At 38.3% G+C, this 22,304-nt stretch carries 16 protein-coding genes; all 16 read right to left on the minus strand.

Annotation, left to right across the window (positions count from 1 at the left end; genetic code table 11):
* Nucleotides 1–5: 5 nt before the first annotated feature.
* The 16 genes from MOC86_RS18905 to MOC86_RS18980 all read right to left on the minus strand — a co-directional run bounded on the left by MOC86_RS18905 (nucleotide 6) and on the right by MOC86_RS18980 (nucleotide 22,296).
* Nucleotides 6–1,559, minus strand: coding sequence for a gamma-glutamyltransferase family protein (locus tag MOC86_RS18905; RefSeq protein WP_268585537.1), 1,554 nt, complete (start codon nucleotides 1,557–1,559; stop codon nucleotides 6–8).
* 15 nt (nucleotides 1,560–1,574) lie between these two features.
* On the minus strand, nucleotides 1,575–2,747 hold the full coding sequence (locus tag MOC86_RS18910; protein ID WP_268585538.1) for a CapA family protein: 1,173 nt from the start codon (nucleotides 2,745–2,747) through the stop codon (nucleotides 1,575–1,577).
* A 14-nt stretch (nucleotides 2,748–2,761) separates the two neighbouring features.
* Nucleotides 2,762–3,211 carry a poly-gamma-glutamate biosynthesis protein PgsC gene (pgsC, locus tag MOC86_RS18915; RefSeq protein WP_019393394.1) on the minus strand — a complete coding sequence of 150 codons (450 nt, stop codon included), beginning with the start codon at nucleotides 3,209–3,211 and terminating at the stop codon, nucleotides 2,762–2,764.
* A 15-nt stretch (nucleotides 3,212–3,226) separates the two neighbouring features.
* Complete coding sequence (gene pgsB, locus MOC86_RS18920; RefSeq protein ID WP_268585540.1) at nucleotides 3,227–4,411, minus strand: poly-gamma-glutamate synthase PgsB; 1,185 nt, start codon at nucleotides 4,409–4,411, stop codon at nucleotides 3,227–3,229.
* Nucleotides 4,412–4,925: 514 nt separating this feature from the next.
* Complete coding sequence (locus MOC86_RS18925; protein ID WP_268585542.1) at nucleotides 4,926–6,620, minus strand: ABC-ATPase domain-containing protein; 1,695 nt, start codon at nucleotides 6,618–6,620, stop codon at nucleotides 4,926–4,928.
* Between the two features lie 77 nt (nucleotides 6,621–6,697).
* Entirely contained in the window at nucleotides 6,698–7,960 is a 1,263-nt protein-coding gene (gene odhB / locus MOC86_RS18930; protein WP_268585543.1) for a 2-oxoglutarate dehydrogenase complex dihydrolipoyllysine-residue succinyltransferase, read from the minus strand.
* A gap of 15 nt (nucleotides 7,961–7,975) precedes the next feature.
* Entirely contained in the window at nucleotides 7,976–10,834 is a 2,859-nt protein-coding gene (gene sucA, locus MOC86_RS18935) for a 2-oxoglutarate dehydrogenase E1 component (RefSeq protein ID WP_268585544.1), read from the minus strand.
* 411 nt (nucleotides 10,835–11,245) lie between these two features.
* A complete protein-coding gene (locus MOC86_RS18940; protein ID WP_268585545.1) occupies nucleotides 11,246–12,583 on the minus strand; it encodes a 5'-deoxyadenosine deaminase in 1,338 nt (445 codons plus the stop codon).
* A 159-nt stretch (nucleotides 12,584–12,742) separates the two neighbouring features.
* Nucleotides 12,743–13,606, minus strand: a complete 864-nt coding sequence (locus MOC86_RS18945; protein WP_268585546.1) for a LysR family transcriptional regulator — start codon at nucleotides 13,604–13,606, stop codon at nucleotides 12,743–12,745.
* A gap of 63 nt (nucleotides 13,607–13,669) precedes the next feature.
* Nucleotides 13,670–14,449 (minus strand): class I SAM-dependent methyltransferase, encoded by a 780-nt coding sequence (locus tag MOC86_RS18950; RefSeq protein ID WP_268585547.1) that lies wholly within the window; start codon nucleotides 14,447–14,449, stop codon nucleotides 13,670–13,672.
* Between the two features lie 126 nt (nucleotides 14,450–14,575).
* A complete protein-coding gene (locus MOC86_RS18955; RefSeq protein ID WP_268585548.1) occupies nucleotides 14,576–15,631 on the minus strand; it encodes a C45 family autoproteolytic acyltransferase/hydolase in 1,056 nt (351 codons plus the stop codon).
* Between the two features lie 75 nt (nucleotides 15,632–15,706).
* Complete coding sequence (locus MOC86_RS18960) at nucleotides 15,707–17,635, minus strand: vWA domain-containing protein (protein WP_268585550.1); 1,929 nt, start codon at nucleotides 17,633–17,635, stop codon at nucleotides 15,707–15,709.
* A gap of 11 nt (nucleotides 17,636–17,646) precedes the next feature.
* Nucleotides 17,647–18,513, minus strand: a complete 867-nt coding sequence (locus MOC86_RS18965) for an ATP-binding protein (RefSeq protein ID WP_268585551.1) — start codon at nucleotides 18,511–18,513, stop codon at nucleotides 17,647–17,649.
* Nucleotides 18,514–18,627: 114 nt separating this feature from the next.
* Nucleotides 18,628–18,831: a DUF2187 family protein gene (locus MOC86_RS18970; protein WP_019393383.1), complete on the minus strand. Its 204-nt coding sequence runs from the start codon at nucleotides 18,829–18,831 to the stop codon at nucleotides 18,628–18,630.
* A gap of 227 nt (nucleotides 18,832–19,058) precedes the next feature.
* On the minus strand, nucleotides 19,059–20,321 hold the full coding sequence (locus MOC86_RS18975; protein WP_268585552.1) for a hypothetical protein: 1,263 nt from the start codon (nucleotides 20,319–20,321) through the stop codon (nucleotides 19,059–19,061).
* Nucleotides 20,311–22,296, minus strand: a complete 1,986-nt coding sequence (locus MOC86_RS18980) for an AAA family ATPase (protein ID WP_268585553.1) — start codon at nucleotides 22,294–22,296, stop codon at nucleotides 20,311–20,313. Before MOC86_RS18980 ends, MOC86_RS18975 begins: the two co-directional genes overlap by 11 nt.
* Between the last annotated feature and the right edge of the window lie 8 nt (nucleotides 22,297–22,304).

Here is a 22,304-nt window from a genome sequence, read left to right on the forward strand (position 1 = left end):
ACCCTTTATTTTTTAGCCCAATTCCCACCTCGACGTGCATCAGCTTCTCCTATTATATGACCATCTTCATCTTTCTGAAGAACTTGCACACTGCCAAAGTGCATCGGGTTATCACTTTTTCCAAGCTTATATCCATAAGATTTTAGAGCTGCGCTTTCTCTTTTCGTTAGAGAATCTTCTTCTTCAAGAGTGATAGAATCAAAGGCGAATCGCTTATGTTTTACAGCATCGCTCCATGACTTTCCTTCTCTCATATGATAATAGAGTACTTGAGCAACCATTTGTGGAATTCGATCTCCACCAGGTGAACCAATTCCAATTGTCCCCTCTTCTGTCTTCACAACTGTTGGGGCCATAAATGTTCTTGGTCTTTTTCCTGATTCAATACGATTTACTCCATCACCAAAGTTTTGAAGCTGGTTGTTTAGGAAAAAGCCGTTTGTGTAGTCCCCAGAACCGAAAAAGTCGCTTAGCGTATTTGTTGTTGAAACAACGGTACCCTCTTTGTCCATTACAACAAAATGCGTTGTGCTTTCATGCTCTTTATCAACCTCATACTGTTCTCCCGCATTAGTGGAGTTAAGCTGTCGGTTTAAGAGATTCACATATTGAGAGCTTGTCCAATCTTGTGCATATTGATTTTCAAACTCAGGATCTGCAAGCTTTTCAATTCGGTCTTTGTATGCTGCCTTTGTAATCTGTCCCATATAGTGAGTAAACAAGCTATCACTTTTAATAGAAGAAAGGTTTGCATCATCCATCATCATGAGCATTTGAATAAGTGTTGTTCCTGAAAATGGAGGTGGTGCTGAAATCACTGTGCTTTCCCCATATTTCCCTACAACAGGATCTCGCTCTTTCACCTCATAATCTTGTAAATCGTTTGTTGAAATGTGACCCTCTTCTTCAATGTCCTCTGCAATAGAACCTTTATAAAAGGCTGAAGCTCCTTCATCTCGAATTTTTTCGAGCGTTTCAGCAAGTTCGGGCTGCTTGAGTACGTCCCCTTGCTTTAAAGGATCTCCATCAGGATAAAACGCTTCTCTGTTATTCAGCTTTTTTTCGTGCTCTTGAATTGCAAAGGAGAGCGGTTCATTTATCTTAAACCCTTCTTTTGCATAGTGAATAGCAGGATTTAAAAGCTCGTTCATATTTAGTGAACCGTATTTATCATGAGCGTACGCCATACCTGCTACAAACCCAGGTACTCCTGAGTTTCCTTCACGCTCTCCATCAATCTTTTGTGGAGCTTCTTCACGGTAGTCAAGAAACGTTGCTTTTTTGTCAGAAGGAGAAATGAGCATCCCACCGCCGCCGCCAATTCCAGATCCGTATGGTTCTACAACGTTTAGCGCGTATGAAATCGCAATGGCTGCGTCAACTGCGTTTCCTCCATTCTCAAGCACATTCATGCCAACTTTCGTAGCAATCGGATTTGAGCTGCTCACGCCATAATCCTGTGCACCAATGGTTCTTTTCCATAACGTTTGACCAGCTAAAAATAGTGAAGATACGAGAACGATAGCAATGACGATTTTTAGAATGTTTTTCTTACTCATATCTCCCCTCCTAACCTAGCTTTTATCGATGACTTTGTTGTGATTTAAGAATATGCGAATTTTATCGTCTTTCTGTTCCCAAAGAACTCCTTTAGATACGCCTTTTGTTAAGCTGTTGAAAATTTGTTTCTTATACCACCAATTGTCAACAGGGCGCGGACTTCCTTCTTCAATTCGAAGTGGGACAACATCTACATACGCTGTTCCATCTTCTTTTAGTTTATATTGCGCAAGAGCGGTATTTTTTGTATTTGACCAGCCTTGATCAGATACAAAGTTACCTAAGCTATAAAAGATCACGCTGTCTTTGTATACGTCAAAGGAAGATAAAACATGTGGATGATGACCTGCAATCATATCTGCTCCTGCATCAACCATTGCTTTTGCTAAAGCTTCTTGACGTGGACTTGGCTCCATGTCATATTCTTGCCCCCAATGAACATTCACAACAACAAGGTCTGCGTTCCCTTGTTTCGGATCTTTTGCTTTTTCAATTTCGTTAAAAAGTACATCTGGATCAGTGTAAACAACACCTGCTTTATTTTTCTTTGCTTCTGTGCCTTCAGAGCGGACATCTGTGAAGCCAAGTGTTGCAACTTTTAACCCATTTACATCTTGATACGAAACTTTTTTAGCACTGCTTGCATTTTCACCTGCACCAACGCTATCAATGCCTTCTTCCTGAAGCGATGCTAGCGTATCTTTTAACCCTTTTTCCCCATAGTTCATCGCGTTGTTGTTTGCTAAGTTCAACACGCTGAATCCCGCATTCTTTATCGATTTTAAAGAACGCTTGTCAGTTGAAAGTAGAAGATCTTTATTAAGTGGTTCATACTGACTTTCATCTTTTGTTAGAATAGGAACATCTAAGTTTCCTGTCATATAATCGGAGTCTTTTAAATAAGGCTGCACGTGCTCAAATAAATAATCTGCCCCGTGCTTATCCACAATATTTTCTGTGAAACGCCCAAGCATCAAGTCTCCAACTAAGGTCATCTTTGCTTTGTACTGTTGTTGTTCAACAACGGCTTTTGTATCTTCTGTACGTGTTAACCAAGCTGACAAAACAAGTGCAATGATAATAAGTGGTGTTAAAATGGCTACATACTTACCGTTTTTTGGTTTTGTTTTTTTAATAAAGATTAGAATTTTTTCCTGAAAATTTAGCTTTTTTATTTTTTTATCCATTTGGGATCAACACCTTAAATAAAGTAGTACAAGTTCATAATTCCAAACGTTAGGCCGCTTAAAAGGAGCGTACTTCCAACTGTAAACGGAATGCCTTGTTTTTGGATTGTGTTCGCGATAAGACCAGGTACGATAATTCCAATTCCACGGAATTCTTGAATCTCAAATGGCATAACAGGATAAAAGTAGTCAAAAACAAGCTTTAAACAAATACCAACGATAAGCATTGCAGCAAATTTACGCTTTCCATAAAGAATCGCAAATCGCCCAATTCCATACATTACAATCACATATGTTAAAATACTAATAAATAAAACAACTAATATAAAAACTGGTTGGTCAAATACAAGAGCTAAATACCCCGGTACAACAAGACCTGCTGGAATAATTCCTGTTTTTTCTGCGAAAAGTAGACTGAGCGTAACGCCAAGTACTAATGCAATATATAAATCTGCACCAAACATCTTTTTCCTCCTAAATTAACCTGCTTTACGAACAGACTGCATGTTGTTGATTGCTTCAATAAGTGGTTCACCAGAGCCGTGAATATTCCCAACTCCGTAGACAACGCGTCCTTTTAAGTATGGTTTTAGTTCTTCCATAATTTCTTCTGTTGAATATCCTTCAAGGTCAAAATATTGATTTGTATCAAGATCGCCCCGTTCATAAGCGTCGCTAATTGGAGATGTTGTTCCACCAATTGCAATGACAATCTCTGATGGTATGTAAGGTAGAACGTCTTCAGCAAACTGAATTGTTCGGTCAACACGGTCATCGCGACAATTCATAATTACAATAGGATGATTTGTACTATAACCTAATTCACTCACACGCTCCCATATTTTAAGCGTAGATGAGGCATCATTTGCCGCAAATCCATTAACGAAAAAGGCTGGATTTTCTTCATCTTCTCCGAAACGGACGATACGCATTGCACCTGGGTCTGGCTGAGCATTAAGCATTCCTTGCATAGCTGTTTCTTCATCAATACCAAGCGCTTCGGCTACAGCTAATGCAATTGAAGCATTATCAGGAAATACCATGTAATCGAACTTGCGTAAATATTCTTCTGTAATTTTAGAGTTGTCTGCTACGATGACTTCTGAATTACGCTTTTTCGCTTCTTCTTTAAAATAATCTAAATAAGGGCTTTCGATTGTCACAAGATGACCATTATAAGGGATAGCGGCTAAAAAGGCTTGAGCAACTTCATCAAGCGTTGGTCCCATAACATCCATATGGTCTTCTAGTACGTTTACAATAACGCCGACATTCGCTTGTAAAAGCTGATTTTGAAACGTAATTTGATAGTCAGGCTGAACAGCCATACATTCGCAAATCAGAGCATCTGGTTCAAGATCTTCAATCTTTTTCATAACACGGCGCTGCTCTCCGATGTTTGGTCCTTCAAGTCTTCTCTTAATTGGTTCTTCTTCGCTCGTATGCCAGTAAATCATTCGAGCGGACGTTCCGGTTGTTTTACCAATTGTTCTGTAACCCGCTTCTTTTACAACTCCAGTTACTAATCGTGTAACAGTTGATTTTCCACGGATTCCATTAATATTCACGCGGATTGGCACAGCGTGGATTCGTTTTAAATGCTGCTTATAATCCCACATTCCTAAGCAAAGAAGTAAAACGGCACATATAATAATGAGTGCCATACTCTCGCCCCTTTCTTTATCATTCGAAATATTTTGTTGTAGTGGGTACCCGGGAAATAATTTAGCACAGAAAACATATGAGTTCTATCAAACGTCTTTACCATGTAAAGGGAATTGTAAATTTTGTATTATTGTTCACAAAGAGATGATAAATAAAGGAATTTGGGGACTATTTGCTCTTTAACGTAGGGAACTTCCGTGCATTTTCCGCACATAACTACTTGTAAAGATGCGAAAAGAATCATAAGTACTCTCCAGGACATAATCAATTTGTCATGTTTAATGTAACAAAAATCGAAAATTATCTGTAACATTAGAAATATGAAGAAAATTTATTTTTTGTAAATTTTCTTTAACCCACGCCTTTCTTTCCTTCTTTTCTTCATTGTTTAAAGATTGAAATATACTGTAATGCTTTGTATCTATAAATAAAAAGGGAATTAAGTCTTATATAAAAGATTAGGACTAGGGGAAAAGACACAATAAAAAAGAAGAGAAAAGATTCTCTTCTTTTTTATATCATAGAGAGGGAACGAAGCCTGTTTAACGCTGCTGCGATTTCATGTGCCCGAGGCTCTGCTAATTCTCCTTCACCTTTTTTTGAGATTGCAAAATGTTTCAAGCCGTGTCTTTCCATTTCTTGTTGAACACACTTCAATAAATCTTTCATCGTTTTTGAAGAACAAAGCAGATTTTTTCGTTCTATATGACTAAGAATTCCTGCAATTGCTCTTGTTTGACTTTCATTTACAAGCTGTTCTACATAGTGGAGGTTAATGATGCTTTTTCCATATTGAATCGTATCTTTTGAACGAACTTTTATCATTCGTTTTCTTCCTTGCTCACTTTGTAAACTTTCAGGTCTCACTATTCTTTCTTTTCGTACTCGATGTTTCGTAACTGCATATCTCTGTTGTTCAGGGTATTTAGCCGCAATGTCTTTTGCCTGATTTGTAACGTCCGTACAGTTGTAATTATTGAGCTTTAAAACAGTATGCGCTTTTTCAAAATATGCCCCAGATCCCCCCATCACAAGAATAGATGATATTCCTTCTTGCTCGTAAAGGGTACTTACTCGATCAATAAAAGGGGTGATTGGTTCTTCTTGCGGGGAAATCAGTTCTTTCATTCGCATATCGCGAATCATAAAATTTGTAGCGCTTGTATCTTCATCAATAATTAAAGTCCCTGCCCCTGCTTCAAGCGCTTCAATAATATTTGCCGCTTGGGACGTACTTCCGCTTGCATTTCCACTTGAAAATTCTGCTGTACTCCCTCCGTTTGGCAAGTTATTTACAAATAGAGAAATGTCTAATTTTTCAACGTTTCGCCCGTCTTCAGCACGAATTTTGACAGCCGTATTTTCCGTAATCACAAACTCACGGCCGTCTCCTTTTCTATAGTTATAAATACCTCTTTCAATTCCTTGTAAAAGCGTACTTTTCCCATGATAACCTCCCCCAACAATAACCGTAATCCCTTTTTTTACTCCCATTCCCCTTAAATGCTTTTTTGTATGTGGAATAGGAATGGCAATCTCTAATTCTTCTGGACTTTGAAAAGGAATAGCTTTTTGTAAAGGTAGCTCACTCACACCGCTTTTCCGAGGAAGGATGGATCCATTAGCGACAAACGAAACAAGTCCATGTTCTTTTAAATAAGCACGAATAGCTTGCTGCTGATCAGTGAGGATAATCGCCATCTCTAATTCTTTTATATTCATTTGAAAAATGGATTTTTCTACAATAGCAGGTAGAAGAGTCTTGAAAATGAGCTCAGCTTGTTTCCCTAAAATCCGGCGTCCTTTTGCAGGTAAGCCAACTGACAGTGTGACAGTCATCAGTGATGCGGAAAAAGTAACAGAAGTTCGATTGAGCACTTCTTGTCCGGGATAATCAATTAGAATCATTCCACTTTTTCCGAACCCTTTTGCTCTTTCCGCTTCTTCTTTTAAGCTTTTATGTATAAGCCGTGTAATATGGTCTTTACAGCATATTTCACGGTATTTATCTCTTAGCCACTCTTTTTTTATCTCTATATTTTTCAAAGGAATATGTAAACAAATTTTAGATGGACTTGCAAAGGGATCTCTTTGCACATAGTTAACAGCTACCTCATAATGTGGCCACTTGTATCTCCCTTGTATCCTTTTATAGTTTGGATATCCTTTCCCATCGATTTCTTTAAGAATTTGTAACAGCTTTTTCACTTTATCGCTCCCTTCTTTCTAGTATGTTTAGTGTAACAAAAAACAGCCTCTCCTTATAAGGAGAGGCTGTTTTTTCTTTATCCTTCAAGAAGAAGTGTTTCTGGATCTTCTAATAAGTCTTTAATTGTAGCAAGGAAGCTTACCGCTTCTTTTCCATCTACAATACGGTGATCATATGATAGAGCAATATACATCATTGGACGGTTTTCGGAACGTTCTTCATCAATTGCAACAGGACGAAGTTGAATTTTATGCATACCGAGAATCCCCACTTGTGGGCCATTTAAAATTGGAGTTGAGAGAAGAGAACCAAAGACTCCTCCGTTTGTAATCGTAAATGTTCCACCTTGTAAATCTTTTAACGTTAATTTATTATCACGCGCTTTTTTCGCTTTATCTAAAATATCTCCTTCAATATCAGAGAATGTTTTACGATCTGCATCACGTACAACTGGAACAACAAGACCATCATCAGTTGATACGGCAACACCAATATCGTAATACTTTTTCAGAACAAGCTCATTTCCTTGAATTTCAGCGTTTAAGAGCGGGAACTTTCTTAGAGCAGCCACAACTGCTTTTGTAAAGAAAGACATGAATCCAAGACGAACATCGTGCTGTTCAAAGAAATTATCTTTACGACGCTTGCGCAGAGCCATAACAGCTGTCATGTCAATTTCATTAAACGTTGTCAGCATTGCTGCTGTTTGCTGAACCTCTACAAGACGATTAGCAATTGTTTGACGTCGACGCGTCATTTTTATGCGTTCTTCCGGTTTCTGTGGATCTTGTGGCTGTACTTGTTTTTGTGGCTGAGGTGCACTTTGCTGTTTAGCTGCTGGTTTATTCTCATGTGACTCGATATCATGTTTACGAACGCGCCCCATTGGATCTGTTGTTTTTACATCATCAAGTTTAATGCCGCGCTCACGAGCAAGTTTACGAGCTGCCGGTGAAGCAATCGTACGGTTTGTTGATTTTGCTTCTTCTTTTGGTACTTCCTTCGTTGCTACAGCTGTTGTGCTTTCTTTTGGCGCTTCAGCCTGTGATGCTTCTTCTTTCGCTTCTGATGCAGAAGAAGATGTACTTTCGCCTCCGCCTTCTCCACTTTCATCTAAGCGAGCAATCACTTCACCAACGTGAACAGTATCACCAGGCTCTTTCAGAAATTCTGTAATTACGCCAGACTCCTCAGCTGTGATTTCAACATTTACTTTATCTGTTTCAAGCTCTGCAATATATTCACCGCGCTCAATTTTGTCGCCTACTTTTTTTAGCCACTCTGAAATTGTGCCCTCTGTAATTGATTCTGCTAATTCTGGTACTTTGATCTCTCCCATTGTCCTGGCCCCTTTCTAACGTCTTAATACATGATTAGTTAGTTTTAGTGCTTCGTTTACGATACGTTCTTGTTCTTTCTTATGAACAGTTGGATCCCCTTCAGAAGGACTTGAACGGCGACGACGTCCAACATAGCCAATCTCAACACCTTCTGGAACAATTTCCTGAAGACGAGGATACGCATATGACCATGGTCCCATATTTTTTGGTTCTTCCTGTACCCATACAAGCTCTTTTAAATTCGGATATTGTGCTAGAATCTCGCGTGCCTGTGCAAGCGGGAATGGATAAAGCTCTTCAACTCTTAAAATATGAACAGAATCAATTTCTTCTTCTTGTTTTTGAACTGTATCGCGTAAATCAATAGCGACTTTACCACTACACATAATAATACGCTCTACTTTTTCTTTTTGTTTTCCTGTTGTTTCTTCTTGTAAGATTTGTTTAAATTCACCTTTGCTCAAGTCATCAAGATAAGATACGCTGTGAGCATTGCGCAGCAAGCTTTTCGGCGTCATGATCACGAGCGGACGAATGTCATCATGTTTCAATAGAGCCGCTTGGCGACGCAGAATATGATAATACTGTGACGCAGTTGTTACGTTCGCAATATCCCAGTTGTTTTCAGCTGCAAGCTGTAGGAAACGTTCTAAGCGTGCGCTTGAGTGTTCAGGGCCTTGACCTTCATATCCGTGTGGAAGAAGCATAACAAGACCTGATTTTTGTCCCCATTTTGCTTGACCTGCTGTGATAAACTGGTCGAAGATAACTTGTGCTGCGTTCGCGAAATCACCGAACTGTGCTTCCCAAATAACAAGTGTTTCAGGAGCAAACACATTGTATCCATATTCAAATCCGACAACAGCTGCTTCTGTTAACGGGCTATTATGAACAGCAAATGAAACGTTCACATCTTCTAACGTATGAAGCGGTGAGTAAACATCTCCTGTTTTCTCATCATGTAAAACAATATGACGATGTGCAAACGTACCGCGTTCTGAATCTTGCCCTGTTAAACGGATTGGTGTGCCGTCTTTTAAGATTGTGGCAAACGCAAGTGCTTCTCCTAGTGACCAATCTACTTTTCCATTGTCTTTTAAATTAGCAGCACGCTTTTCAAGGATTTTTTGCAGCTTTTTAAACACGCTAAATCCTTCTGGCCATTTCACAAGCTGATCGTTAAGAGCAAGGAGTTGTTCTCCATCAACAGCAGTCTCGATTGGTGGAAGCTGACGCTCAGGCATTTCAGGCACTTCCTGTGGCTGGAACGATTTTTTATCAGGCGTTTTGTTGAATGCCTCTTGAAGACGCTCTTCAATTTTTTCATCAATTGCTTTCACATCTTCCTCAGTTACAACGCCTTCTTTTTGAAGCTGCTCTGCATATAAATTCTTCACCGTTTTGTGAGCGCGTACAAGCTCATATGTTTTAGGCTGTGTTGCAGATGGTTCATCCATCTCATTGTGACCAAAGCGACGATATCCAATAAGATCAATGATAAAGTCTTTTTTGAATTTTTTACGATATTCAAATGCAAGATAAGCCGCTGCTAAACATGCTTCTGGATCATCTGCATTGACGTGAATAATCGGCATTTCAAATCCTTTTGCTAAGTCACTTGCGTATTTAGTTGAGCGAGAATCAACGCTCTCTGTTGTAAAACCAATTTTGTTATTCGCAATAACGTGAATCGTTCCACCTGTATGATAGCCGTTCAACCCGCTCAAGTTTAGCGTTTCTGCAACAATTCCTTCCCCTGGGAACGCTGCATCACCGTGAATTAAAACAGCAAGTGACGCTGTGGAATCAACAGAAGGATATCCCGCTCCTGTACGATCATCTTGCACAGCTCTTGTGTAACCTTCAACAACAGGGTTTACGTATTCTAAATGACTTGGGTTGTTTGCTAATGTTAAGCGTGTTTTAAATGAATGATCTTGTTCACTAATGTGTTTGTCAGCACCAAGGTGATATTTTACGTCACCGCTCCATCCGTAGCTGATTCCAATTGAACCTTCAGATGGAACAACCTCTTTATTTGGCGCGTGCTGAAATTCTGAGAAAATGAGTTCATATGGTTTTCCAAGCACGTGAGCAAGTACATTAAGACGTCCTCTGTGCGCCATTCCAATATTAATAGACTTTGTTAAATTGTGAACAGCGTGTTCCACAACTTCATCTAGAAGCGGAACAAGCATGTCAACTCCTTCAACAGAGAAGCGCTTTTGGCCTACGAAAGAACGATGTAAAAACTGTTCAAACCCTTCTACTTGCGTTAATCGTTTTAAAACAGATTTTTTCTTATCAGCAGAAAGAGAACGATATATTTTACCCGATTCAATCATCTCTTTTAACCAAGCATTCTCCTCTCGGTTATGTACGTGCTGGTACTCAAAAGCAATTTTTTTCGTGTATACTTCAATTAAATAGTGATAAGCAGCCAAACCATCCTTTTGTTTGATATGATCTGGTGCGTTTGGACAGAGAACATGAGGCGGAATGCGCTTCACATCTTCTTCTGTCAAATCAAAATTTTCAAGTTTCAGCAGTGCCATCTCAGTTTTATTTTTCTCAAGCGGAAAAATAGATGCATAGAGATGACCATAAGTACGCACATAAGTTGCTAGCTTCACAGCTGTTGCAATCTTTTCAATTTGTGCAGGATCCGTATAATCGACTCCTACCCCTTCATTTTGACTGCTGCTTTTGTTTAGAGAAGGCGGTGTTCCCCACTCATCAAAAAACGCTTTGACTTCAGGGTCAATTGATTCAGGATCTTCTTGATACTGATCATACCATTCCATGACATATCCTAAGTTAGGTCCAAAAAAACTATGCCAAGGAGCTTCGTTTCCTGTGTTTTTTCTCTCCATGATTTCTCCCCAACCCCTCTTTCATTTAGCCTCTTACTTTTTTATAAAACGCTTATTATACTGTATTGAAAGCCTATACAAATCATTGTAACAACCCGGAAAGTTTCACTTGGGATGTTACACTCATAGTAACATTTTTGTCACAATTCCTCAAAACATAAATAGGCGCGAAAAGACAAGCATTCTAGCGGTTTTTTCAAAAAAGAAAGCGATTTCTTCGTTTTTTTCGCTTTTTTGTGAAAATAAGCACTATTTTGCTCATCCTTACCTCTTTTTACCGTTTTCTCTTCCTTAATTGATTTTCTTATGAAGAAGAAAACCTTGATTTATCAAGGTTTTCTCCTAAACACGTAAAAAAAAACAACAGAAGAATCAATTATTTTGATGGAAGCTATTCTTTTTTTTCATAGCTCAATAAGCAATTGTAGACAGCTTTTCAATTAACCTTTTGCTTGATTTGTTGGCCTCTTTTAAAATAATATCCTCATCCATTGTTTTTAAACGTCGATTTTCCATGACAATTTCCCCATTAATGATGACCGTTTCTACATCTGAGCTATAAGCGGAATAAACAATGCGGGAAATAGGATCAATATCATAGGAAGGAAAAGCATGAAGCTTGTGAAGATCAATCAAAATTAAATCCGCCTTTTTTCCAACTTCAATACTTCCAATCTCGTGCTCTAAGCCGAGTGCTTTAGCTCCTCCAATCGTGGCCATTTGTAATACTTGTTTTGCTTTCATTGAAGTTGGGCCATGGATGGGTTTTTGGATAAGAGCGGCAAGTTTCATTTCTTGAAACATATCAAGATTGTTGTTGCACGGAGCTCCGTCCGCGCCTAAACTAACATACATATCACTCTTTAGCATATCAGGCACTTCGGCAATCCCTGAAGCGAGCTTTAAGTTCGAGCCTGGACAGTGGCTTACCTTTACTTTTCGGTCTCTAATAATTTTTTTCTCTTCCTTATCTAACCAGACGCAATGTGCTAAAATAAGCCGTTCATTGGCAAGGCCGAGATGATCTAAATAAACGACATTACGCATGCCTCGTTCTTGCTCTACAATTTGGATTTCACCTTTATTTTCCGAAGCATGGGTATGTACACAAACTTGATATTTTTCAGATAAAAAAGCAACCTCTTTCAACAGTTCCTCTGAGCATGAGACAACAAAACGAGGTGAGAAAGCATATTGAATGCGCCCGTCTTTGTCATGCCATTTCTCATATAAGTCCATGCTTTCTTGCAAGGATGCGCTCGTTGTTTCTCTAAGGAGCTTTGGCACTTCTTCACCGTGATCCATCATCACTTTACCCGCAAGCGCCCGAATGCCGCTTTTTTGAATGGCCTGAAAAGCAAAATCTGTGTGATGTACCGTTTCCATGTCTACAATAGACGTTGTACCACCTTTTATCAATTCTCCGATACCAAGCATCGCCGAATAGTAAATGGATTCTTCATCATGAGCCGCTTCAAGGGGCCAGATTCTTTTTTTTAACCAGTCCATAAGCTCCCAATCATCTCCCTGTCCTCTAAAAAGCGTTTGACAAAGATGAATGTGCGTATGAATAAACCCTGGAAGAAGAATTTGATGACGTGCGTCTATTTCAGCGTCCACAGTATCCGGCTGTAAGTTCGTCCCGATTTCTTTAATTCGTTCTCCCTCAATTAAAACATCTCCGTGAAAAATATCTTCTTGTTTGTTCATCGTAATAAGCTGAGCATTTTTGATTAGCAACCGTCTCACTGTCATCTCTCCTTTGAAGTCCCAAAATACTATCATATGCCTACATGTAAAGTAAGTTTCTATATTATATGTTTTTTCATTAAGAATGGCGAGCGTATTGTAAACGGACTTGACAAGAACTTTTATGTTTAAAGTAGCAACCCATAAAACGATATGTGATTAATCAACGCCATTAATGAATTGCTGAAGAGTATCGATAAAAGTAAGCACATCCTCTGTTTCTCTTCTGTACGCAACGTAAATGTTTGATACAGGAAGAGGAAAGATAGAAAAAGGCACAGCGTCTATTTTCCCTTCCTTCACTTCCCCTTCAACAATGGAAAAAGGAAGAAAAGACATGCCTAATCCTTCCTCAATAAACCGTTTTGTAATTTCTACTTGATTAACGACCATCGTTTTCACGCCCTTATATGTTTGCTGAATAGACGGCAAAATTTCTTCCCAATAGAAAGGATGATTGTTAATCAATAACCGGTGCTGGTGAAAAAGAGAAAAAAGGGATTCATTTCCACTAGAAGGAGGAGCTGCAAGAATAACGGAATCTTGTAAAATACTTTTGCATATTGCGTGTGAAACAGGCATCCTTGATAAACCAACGTCTGCTCTTCCGCTTTCGAGCTCACCGCTAATTTCCATGGACTTTACAACATTTATCATAACTTCGATTTTAGGATATCTATGTAAAAAAGAGCTAAGAAATCTTGGCAAAATAGCTGAAGCAATATAAGGAGCAACGGCAACTGTTATTTTACGCTGAAATCCTTGCTTAAAGCTTTCTAAAGTTTGTACACCATCATAATAGCTTTCCACCAATTTTTCAGCATGTGGAACAAATCTCAGTCCTGCTTCTGTTAAATAAATGTGGCGTCCAGAGCGTTTAAAAAAAGAAATGCCAAGCTCTCGTTCTAAATGCTTAATATGTGCTGTAACAGTTGGCTGAGAAAGAAAAAGAAGCTCAGAGGTCTTTCTGAAATTTTCATGCTTTGCTGCAACAAGAAACGTTTCTACCCACTTCATATCCATCATTATGCACTTCCTTTTCATAAAAAAACCTTATGACAATTTTAGCATAAGGTTTTTTGCTCTTTATTTTTTTATTGCTAAGAATCGCAAGCGTTTGTAGTCAGCAACCCACTTTTCATTTTTATACAAGTGTTCCTTTGCAATGCTCTCTACTCTTTTTACAATTTCCCCTTGAATACTTTGGTTTATATGTGTAAGAAAATCCCCCGCTAAGTTAGCAATCCATCCCTTGATTCCTTCATTTTCTTTAGCAAGTTCTGTTGGTCGAGCAAAAGAGGAAGCATAACATACTTCAAATCCTCCCTGTTCAAGAAGAGTCGTATATTCGCCAACACTCGGAAAATACCATGGATTGTATATATCCTTTTTTTCTATTCCAGACTCTTCTAAAGCTTGATATAGAGCTTGAATAATGGAATCTACATTCCCTCTACATCCCATTTCCCCAACAAACCGACCTCCGCTTTTTAAACAGCGATTTACGGAAGATATAACTCGTTCAGGCCTCTTCATCCAGTGTAGAGCAGCGTTTGAAAAAACAGCGTCTACTTTTCTTTCAAGCTGAAAATCTTCTCCGTTGCCCGTTCTAAACTCAAGGTGAGGATAGGATTCTTTAGCTTTTCTAATCATGTTTTGTGAAGCATCAATTCCTATAACACTTGCTCCTGTTAATGCAATTTGATGAGCATGACTTCCTGTTCCACAACCCAAATCTAAAATACATTCACCCTCTTTTGCACGAAGTAATGAAAGTACGTCTTCTCCATATTTAGCGACAAATGATGCAGTTTGATTATAATATTCTGGGTTCCACTGATTTTTTGTACTAAGAGCTTCTTTCATGTTCCTTCCTCCCTTTTCGTTCTTTTTTATAGATTACCACTCTTATATATTAAAGAATATTAGATAATTGATCGCTCATTGATAGGGATCTCCTATCAATAAAAAACACCTCTTGAAAAAGAGGTGTTATAAAATGCTCAAATGAGGAAAATCTAAATTTGTATCTACTTCTCCTTTGATTTTCGTAACTACATTTTTTTGTCCTTTTATCCAATCATAAAAAGAAAAAATTACAGGACGACGATTTTCTCCAACTCCAATATATACTCGCCCTGTTTTTGGAGCATAAACAGAAGAATGAATCGTTCCTGCCGAGTTTCTGTAGTCGCGTTTAAAAAACGGATAATCTGTATGATTAAAAAGCTCAAATGCTCCATACGGTGTTAGCGGATTTTCTAATGCTTCTTCAAGTTTTGCTAGTCTTTCTTTTGACTCAACAAGATGACGGCGGTTTTCATCTTGAAGTTCACCAGATCTAAAATGATTGGAGCATGCAAGACTTCTTCCATATGAAACGCTAACTCCGCGTGGAGATGCTTCAACAATTGCAGCACGGTCATTTTTATCGTTCATCGTATAGTTAAACGAGTGGCGGTGTGGAATATTTCTTAATACTTCTACTGCTTCTTCTGTTGTTTGACATGTATCAAGAATAAACCGCGCAATGGAGCAGCAAATAAATCCGTCTCCTGCTTTCTTCCGATGTACGAAATGATACCCAATTGAAAGTCCCTTTTCATTCATTCCGTCCATACGTCCAATCAACCTTTGAGCAAATCCGATACTTGCATATGCTTCGCACGGTTGCCAAAGTAAAAAGCGACCATCATATGTTTTAGGATGGTAATCATAGTTTCGAGCATAAAAGCCTTCCGCCATAAGAGCGGAGCACCCTGACTTTTTCCATTCTCCTTGGTAGCCGCTATACTCATGCACAACGTCTTCTAATCGCCACTCCATTCCATCTGAAATGCCTTCAAGCTCTTCCCATATGTGTGGTGCAAACTCTTCTACTCTCTTACGCGCTTCTTTTATTTGGATGGGGTAGCTTCTTAATGACTTCTTTCTTCGTCTTTTATGCGACTCATACAAAATTGTTCCTTTATGCCATTTACCAAGCATGTGGCCAAGTTCATATGATGTTCCTCTTCCTTGCTTAACGTTCACAAAAATGGATTGCATAGTCTCAACTCCAAACTCTGTTTTTAAGAGAAAAAGAGCTTCTTATCCTTATAGGAATAAGAAGCTCTAAAAGAGTTATCCTGTTTGAATACTCTTATGAAGAAGTCGTTTTAGAAGTGGAAACAGAACGTTCGGAAGTTCTGAAACGTCTTCAACTAAAATACTGTATTTCCCGTAAATATTGCGAATTGTAGTTTGCTGTCCTTCATCAATTGGTTCATTTGATAAAAAGACGTTGATTACTTCAATTCCCTGTTTGCGCGCGAGTAAAACAGCTTCGTGTGTATCAACAACTCCGTTTTGCTCATATCCCATTGCAGCAGGCTCTCCATCTGAAAAAACAAGCAGAAACTTTTGTTTTTCACTGCGCTTCATTAAACTTTGAGAAGCGTGACGAATTGCAAAGCCGTCTCGGTTATCTTCCATTGGTTCAAGCTGCATAATTTCAGATCCGCTTTCTTTCTTATACGATGAAGAGAAATCAATAACATGTTGAAAATAGTTTGGCTGATACGTTTCTGTTGCATCGTTTGTATCTTCCCAAAAGCCGACAATTTCATGTGGTACGTGTACAGATTTTAATGCTTCATGAAAAAGAGTAATGCCAAGCTTTGTTTGCTCCATTTTGTCGAACATGGAGGCTGAACAATCGACAAGAAGCGAGAATACAGCATCAATTTCATGAGATGGATCGTTCTTTTTATGAAAAAGCCGCGGATTGTCGTCTGTTGCAAGACGAAGCAAGTTTTTTTGATTTAAACGCCCGAAATGTAGATCAGTGCGAGGTAAAATCCGCTTATGCTCAAGTGTTTTCGAAATCATTTGTTTTAACCGCTTTTGATATGGTGCAATTTCTTTTACATTTGCACTGTACTGTGAACGCTCCTCTGACGTTGGGCGCGTTTTTTCTTTTACTAATGCTTTTGCATAGCGATTGTCTTTTCCAAACGACTCATCTCCGCCTTCTTGTGGTTCTTCTTTTCTTGTTTCAAGCGCTTCTAGCTTTGAATAATCGTTCCGCTTTGCTTTTTTAGATTGCCCTTGAACAACACCTAGCGCTTGATCTCCGTCTTCCCCTTCACGAACAGCGTCATCTCCACCTAAATCTGTTTTTGAACCTTGCTCTAGATCAAACTGAAGGAAACTTTCCGTTGCTTTACTTGTTTCTTGATGCCATGTTGGCAGTTTATCTTCGTGAATGTCTTCTTCCCCTGACTTCTCACCTTTAATCACATCATCATTTTTAAGCTTAGATTTTCTTTTTAAATCATCAAACGTTAATCCTTGCTGTAGCTCTTCATAATTAAAATCTGGAAGAAGGAAATACGTGTTTAACATATCTTTTTCAAGCACTTCTTCTAACACATCGCTTATCTCTTCGCAAATACGCGTCACCTCACGCGTTGTCTTAGCTTCAAAGGTGCGCATAATTTGCTCGCGTAAAAATGGAATCACTCGGTCAATATCAGGTTGAATAGACGGAAGTTCTTCAAAGGGATTATCTACTGTTGCTAGCACATATAAAGCACAAAAAAGTGCGTCAGTGTGAATGTTACGCTCCACATTAAAGCGAAGCTGTGTGCTAAAGTACGTCTTATACATTTCTCTTCGCTTTAAAAATACTTTTTTCGTACCTGGTCGGTCTTTTTTGCAATCTTCTTCAAGACGCAAATTTTCAAATACCATAAACAATTGGCGCGCGAAACTTTGAACAGGCGAGCGACGAATATGCTTTACATAACGAGCAATGGCCCCGTAATCACCATGGGTAATTTCCGTGCTTCGCAAAAACACGTCGCTTTTTAAGCCTGCTACTGTTTCCTCATGTGGACGCTGCCCCCAGAAATGGCTTAGGTACATTTTTTTTAAATATGGATCATAGTAGGAAGAAACGCGATACTCAATCTCCATTTCTTCATCTTTTGTCAGCGTTCGAGCTAAGTCTTCGAGCTCCATAAATAGAAAAGAATCAATTTGACTATCATTGAATTTAATAAACTTCATGAAACAACACCTTACTCAAAAAGAGTTTCAGCAATATTTTGGACAGCAGCCTTTTCACGCTCATCTTCTAGTTTTTGAACAATACCACGCTCAATTGCTCGAAGCGGCGGCATATAAAGAGCAAGATCACACGTATCAATAAGCGCTCTAATTGAAGCTGCTTCTTCTGAAACTTGTCCGTTTTCTACTTGTGTAATTAAATCTGTTGAAAGTCTTACAAACTTATCAATCATTTTCTCGTCATTAAGGCGAGATTGTGAAGAAAGAACCGCTTTTAAGCTTTCTCCTTTAATATATGGAACATCAATAATGATGAAACGGTTTTTAAGTGCTTCATTCAAAGGTACTGTCCCAACATATCCTTCATTGATTGCAGCAATAACGCCAAACGTTTGCTCACCGCGTACAACTTCACCTGTAAACGGGTTTGTAATCATTTTACGATAGTCAAGTACCCCGTTTAAGATTGGCAATGTTTCGGGCTTTGCCATATTAATTTCGTCAATGTATAGAAGATGACCCTTTGTCATGGCTTGAATAACAGGTCCTGGAACAAAATCAATGTTTGTTTCTCCTCCGCTTGTATGAATTGTTTTAAATCCAAGCAACGCTTCGGCATCAAGATCAACTGAACAGTTTACACTGTGCATTGGCTGTTTGAAGTAAGCTGAGAGTGTTTCAGCTAGCTTCGTTTTCCCTGATCCTGTTGGGCCTTTTAAAAGTACGTTTTTGCCTAATGAAAGCGCGATAAGAGCATCCGTTATGATAGCTTCATCTTCAGCCATATAACCGCCCTTTCCAATAAGGCGCTCATCGTCTTGATATGCTCCTTGTTGTCTTTCTTCAATAAGATTTTCAATTTCTTTTGGTATGTTCATTGTTGTTTCGTTCCTTTCTTCCACGCTTTTTTTCACTACTTTTATTGTACTAGAAAGCTTTTTCTCTTAAAAGAAAAATGATGAAAGGGACGCCTGTAAGCGTCCCTTTCGTTTTTAAGCTTTTACTTTTTTATAGTTACGATGATTGATTACTGTACGAACAGGCTCACCCGAATCTGAGTCAACGCCCATTTCCACAATAACAGAGCTTTCGCGCACTGTCATAACTTTTCCTTTGAATCCTTTGTACATTCCTTTATTAACTTGAATCATGTCACCAACGTCTGCCGTCGGTTGAGCTTTTGGCGTGTTTTCCATATAGTTAGCGACTCCTTTTCATTTCAAAATTGCAAAGCATTAACAATCAATAAAGATTATTTTCATCTGTTTGTTTGCACTATTTTTTATTTTCATTTAGAACATAATTCTAGTGAATAATATAACGAAAATTTGACTCTTTGACAAGCTATGTTTCTTCTTTTGCAAAGATTGTGGTAGAATCCGATCTTAAAACCTGACATTATTATACACTAAATTTGCCGTTTCTATTTATATTTTTTAGGTGTAATCGCTAAATTTGATGAAGAAGAAAGACTGTATGCTAAAATTTTACCTTCTTCAACATTTGAAAAAGGTGCATCTCTTAAAAACAACCGCCCTTCAATCATTCCTTCTTTTGCATATGAGTTGTTTACCTTAGCAAAATATAGATAGTCACAAAGCTCCCGAAGCCCTTCTCTTGCGTATGTTTCAGAGTCCGTAAACTTGACTTCACCTACAACAGCTTTATACAGCTCATTGCGTCCTTTCTCTCTCATTTCAACAACAAGATCTGGACGTCCTTGCCAAAATATATGCTCTCTCGCCTTTGTTGTAAAAAATTGATTTCCTAACCGATTTGCTTCTTTTTGGGACAGAACTTTTCGTGCTAAATACGGATGATCACTTTCATCGACTTCTCCCATTTTCACACTGAAGGAAAGAGCGGAACCTTTAGAGTTATGATAAAGTTTATACGTATAGCTCATATCTTCCCAGCTTGCAACTAAGTTTTCCCCTTCATATAAAAGGTGAAGTGTAGCTTCTTTTGTATTTTCTTTGACGAGTTTTAATGCCCAGTAAAGTTCAAACAACACATCCATTTGCTCAGGTTGCCAAAATGTACGTTGAAAAAGATGCAAAAGATCTTCTTCATTCACTTTTTTAGCATTCAAACGATTGTACTGTAACAAAAGAAGAGCTGCTTGGCGATACAAACTTACTTTCGATGTTGTGACATCTTTAATCTCTTCATTTGTTATTTCCTCACAACTTATGCTTGTTAATAGTGAAAATGCAAGATAGTTGTTTATTTTTTGTTCATAGTCTCTCACAGACGATAAAAGCTCCGTTTTTTCACCGTACTTCTGCACTAATGAGCGTAACATATTAAGACAAGCTTTTAAAACTTTATTTTCCTTTGTCTCAAATGTTCGGTTTTTCGAGCCGCTGACATATGTCGCCCGATTTGTGAACCCTTCTCTGCTTCGAGCTTCAATAGTCTTTTTCCACTGAATATGCCCTGCCATTTTCCCACTCTGCTTTTTATGAATATTTGTTGAAGAAGGAAAAAGCTCTCTTGTTTTCGCTAGCTCTTCCAAGAAAACGGCTGTTTCGTCTTGAAGGAGAAAATGAATCATTGCAAGCTCTTCAATTGAATCAATGTGAAAAGATGCTTTTTCAAAAAAAGACGAAAGAGAGAATCGATTTCCTTTTAGAAAAATAAGAAGCATATCGCTCATCTCTTTCAGCCATTCTTTATTGTTCATCTTTCCACTCCCTTCTTATTGTTTCTTCGTCAATAAAATTTAGGGAACAAATGTCATTCATAAACTCTCTTTCTTGTTCAAACAAACGAATTTGAGGCCATAAAAACAGCTGAAAGGCAGATGTAAAATCTCCTTCATCTTTCGTAAAGAGAGCCACATCCTGAATGAGAGCAGGCCCGATTTGTTCATATTGATTTATAACATGCCAAAGTTTTGTAAGTTCTGTAATAAATGGATAGTTATCAATTCCCCATTTATTCATATACCGAAGTAAAACCTTTTCGGTAATCTCACTTGGAGGATGAATAGAAATAAAGGCAAATCTTCTCATAAAAGCATAGCTCATTTGAAATAAAGTTGCTTTATCTCTTGTATTCATTGTGCCAATAAGTCTCCATGAGGAAGGAACGCTATATTCATGAACAGCATCTCTTCCTTCTTCTTGTGGGGAAATCGTTACGTTTTTTCCATTCTCCGCTTTAAATCCTAAAGAAACACGATCACCTGCTAAAACTGAAAGAAGGGCACCAAATGCTTGATCAAGGTCAGCTCTGTTCATTTCATCAACAATAAGCCACTTATTTTGCTCTTTTTTCGTTCTATCATCTTTAAAACATTGCAAAAAAAGACCTGGATGAAAAGTTAATGTCCCTTCTCTTGTTGGATGGTATCCTCCAATGGTTTCGAACGTTGACCAATCAGAAGAGGCTGTTGTAAATACAGACTGAACTCCATAGCTTTTACAAACTTCACTCGCAAGCTTTGACTTTCCTGTACCTGGAGGTCCTGCGAAAATTAAATGTTTTCCGTTTTTCAATGCGGATTGAATTTGCCTTTTTAAGCGTTCTTCATCTTCAAAATAAAGAGAAGGAAACTGCATATTATGATCAAATGAAACAGGCTGACGCTCATTTTCTCCCCTTTTCCCATATGAAGCTCTTTCTTCTCGCACTGTTTGCCTATTAAGGCGAATGAGTCGTTCATAAGCTGTTTCATATTTCTGACGAAGACGTGAGAACGAAAAGTCTTCAATTCGATGAATAACGTCCATGTCTTTATCATACTCGTCCATAATACCATAGCGAATTTCATCTTTTTCAATTTCTAAAAAAAGTTTTACATGCCCTTCTTGTTCTTTTGTATAAATAACAAGAGAAGGATATGAATCATTTTTAAACGTTGTAAGCTCCCGAGCCTTTTGAATACAAAGAGGCGATAACTCTGGTATCTCACAGATTGCTCCGTGAATCATTTTCAAAAGAGCACAAACTCGTGCATCTTCCGCCTCTTCGTAAGGTTTTTCACTAAGATGCTTTAAATAATGAATAATAACAGGAACAAAAAGCTCTCTATATTTTGTTATGCAATAAAGGAAATCTTGCACATCAAGCATTGTCGCATTTTTTACTTCACGAGCCACAAATGGTAAAAGATATTTGCACAGTTCAACATACTGACTATAGTTATCAACAGCCCGCCCTAATTTCTCATGTGCTCCGATCATATTTTTAAATGTTTCAAGCACTTCTTTTTTGTACATAGGGTACGACGTATAGTCAAATGCTGCAAGCAAATAACCAAGAAGCGGAGCTCCTAATGAATAGCCACATGAGTGACTTTGACGAGTCACCTCATTAAGTCTTTCTTTAAGAGGCTTCTCATCGTCATAAAGCGTTCTAAGCACATCTGTACATTGTTCTTCATAAGTGATAGAGAAGCGTTCAAATTCGAGTAAGCTACGCCAATAAACAAAGTACCCGCTTGATGTATTTTCCTTTTTAAGATAATGAACGATTTCCCCAACCGTTTCTTTTGTTATAACACTTCTCTCCATAAATTCGTTTAACTCTTTTAATACATACCACTTATATTTTTGATCATAGTGAGCTGACTCTTTGAAGCGATTGTAATGAGCAAGAGCAATTGTAATAAACTCATCTTCTTCAAAATGAAAGGCTCCAATTGTTTCCTTCATCTTTTTTC

Origin of the sequence: Priestia endophytica (assembly GCF_026790145.1) — a bacterium.
Lineage (GTDB): Bacteria > Bacillota > Bacilli > Bacillales > Bacillaceae_H > Bacillus_I > Bacillus_I endophytica_A.

What these genes read in the sequence shown, in the direction of transcription:
- odhB (WP_268585543.1), bottom strand. Translation starts at nt 7,960, where the DNA reads ATGGGAGAGATCAAAGTACCAGAATTAGCAGAATCAATTACAGAGGGC.
- MOC86_RS18965 (WP_268585551.1), bottom strand. Translation starts at nt 18,513, where the DNA reads ATGAACATACCAAAAGAAATTGAAAATCTTATTGAAGAAAGACAACAA.
- MOC86_RS18950 (WP_268585547.1), bottom strand. Translation starts at nt 14,449, where the DNA reads ATGAAAGAAGCTCTTAGTACAAAAAATCAGTGGAACCCAGAATATTAT.
- sucA (WP_268585544.1), bottom strand. Translation starts at nt 10,834, where the DNA reads ATGGAGAGAAAAAACACAGGAAACGAAGCTCCTTGGCATAGTTTTTTT.
- pgsB (WP_268585540.1), bottom strand. Translation starts at nt 4,411, where the DNA reads ATGGCACTCATTATTATATGTGCCGTTTTACTTCTTTGCTTAGGAATG.
- MOC86_RS18955 (WP_268585548.1), bottom strand. Translation starts at nt 15,631, where the DNA reads ATGCAATCCATTTTTGTGAACGTTAAGCAAGGAAGAGGAACATCATAT.
- MOC86_RS18960 (WP_268585550.1), bottom strand. Translation starts at nt 17,635, where the DNA reads ATGAAGTTTATTAAATTCAATGATAGTCAAATTGATTCTTTTCTATTT.
- MOC86_RS18905 (WP_268585537.1), bottom strand. Translation starts at nt 1,559, where the DNA reads ATGAGTAAGAAAAACATTCTAAAAATCGTCATTGCTATCGTTCTCGTA.
- MOC86_RS18910 (WP_268585538.1), bottom strand. Translation starts at nt 2,747, where the DNA reads ATGGATAAAAAAATAAAAAAGCTAAATTTTCAGGAAAAAATTCTAATC.
- MOC86_RS18945 (WP_268585546.1), bottom strand. Translation starts at nt 13,606, where the DNA reads ATGGATATGAAGTGGGTAGAAACGTTTCTTGTTGCAGCAAAGCATGAA.
- MOC86_RS18980 (WP_268585553.1), bottom strand. Translation starts at nt 22,296, where the DNA reads ATGAAGGAAACAATTGGAGCCTTTCATTTTGAAGAAGATGAGTTTATT.
- MOC86_RS18975 (WP_268585552.1), bottom strand. Translation starts at nt 20,321, where the DNA reads ATGAACAATAAAGAATGGCTGAAAGAGATGAGCGATATGCTTCTTATT.
- MOC86_RS18970 (WP_019393383.1), bottom strand. Translation starts at nt 18,831, where the DNA reads ATGGAAAACACGCCAAAAGCTCAACCGACGGCAGACGTTGGTGACATG.
- pgsC (WP_019393394.1), bottom strand. Translation starts at nt 3,211, where the DNA reads ATGTTTGGTGCAGATTTATATATTGCATTAGTACTTGGCGTTACGCTC.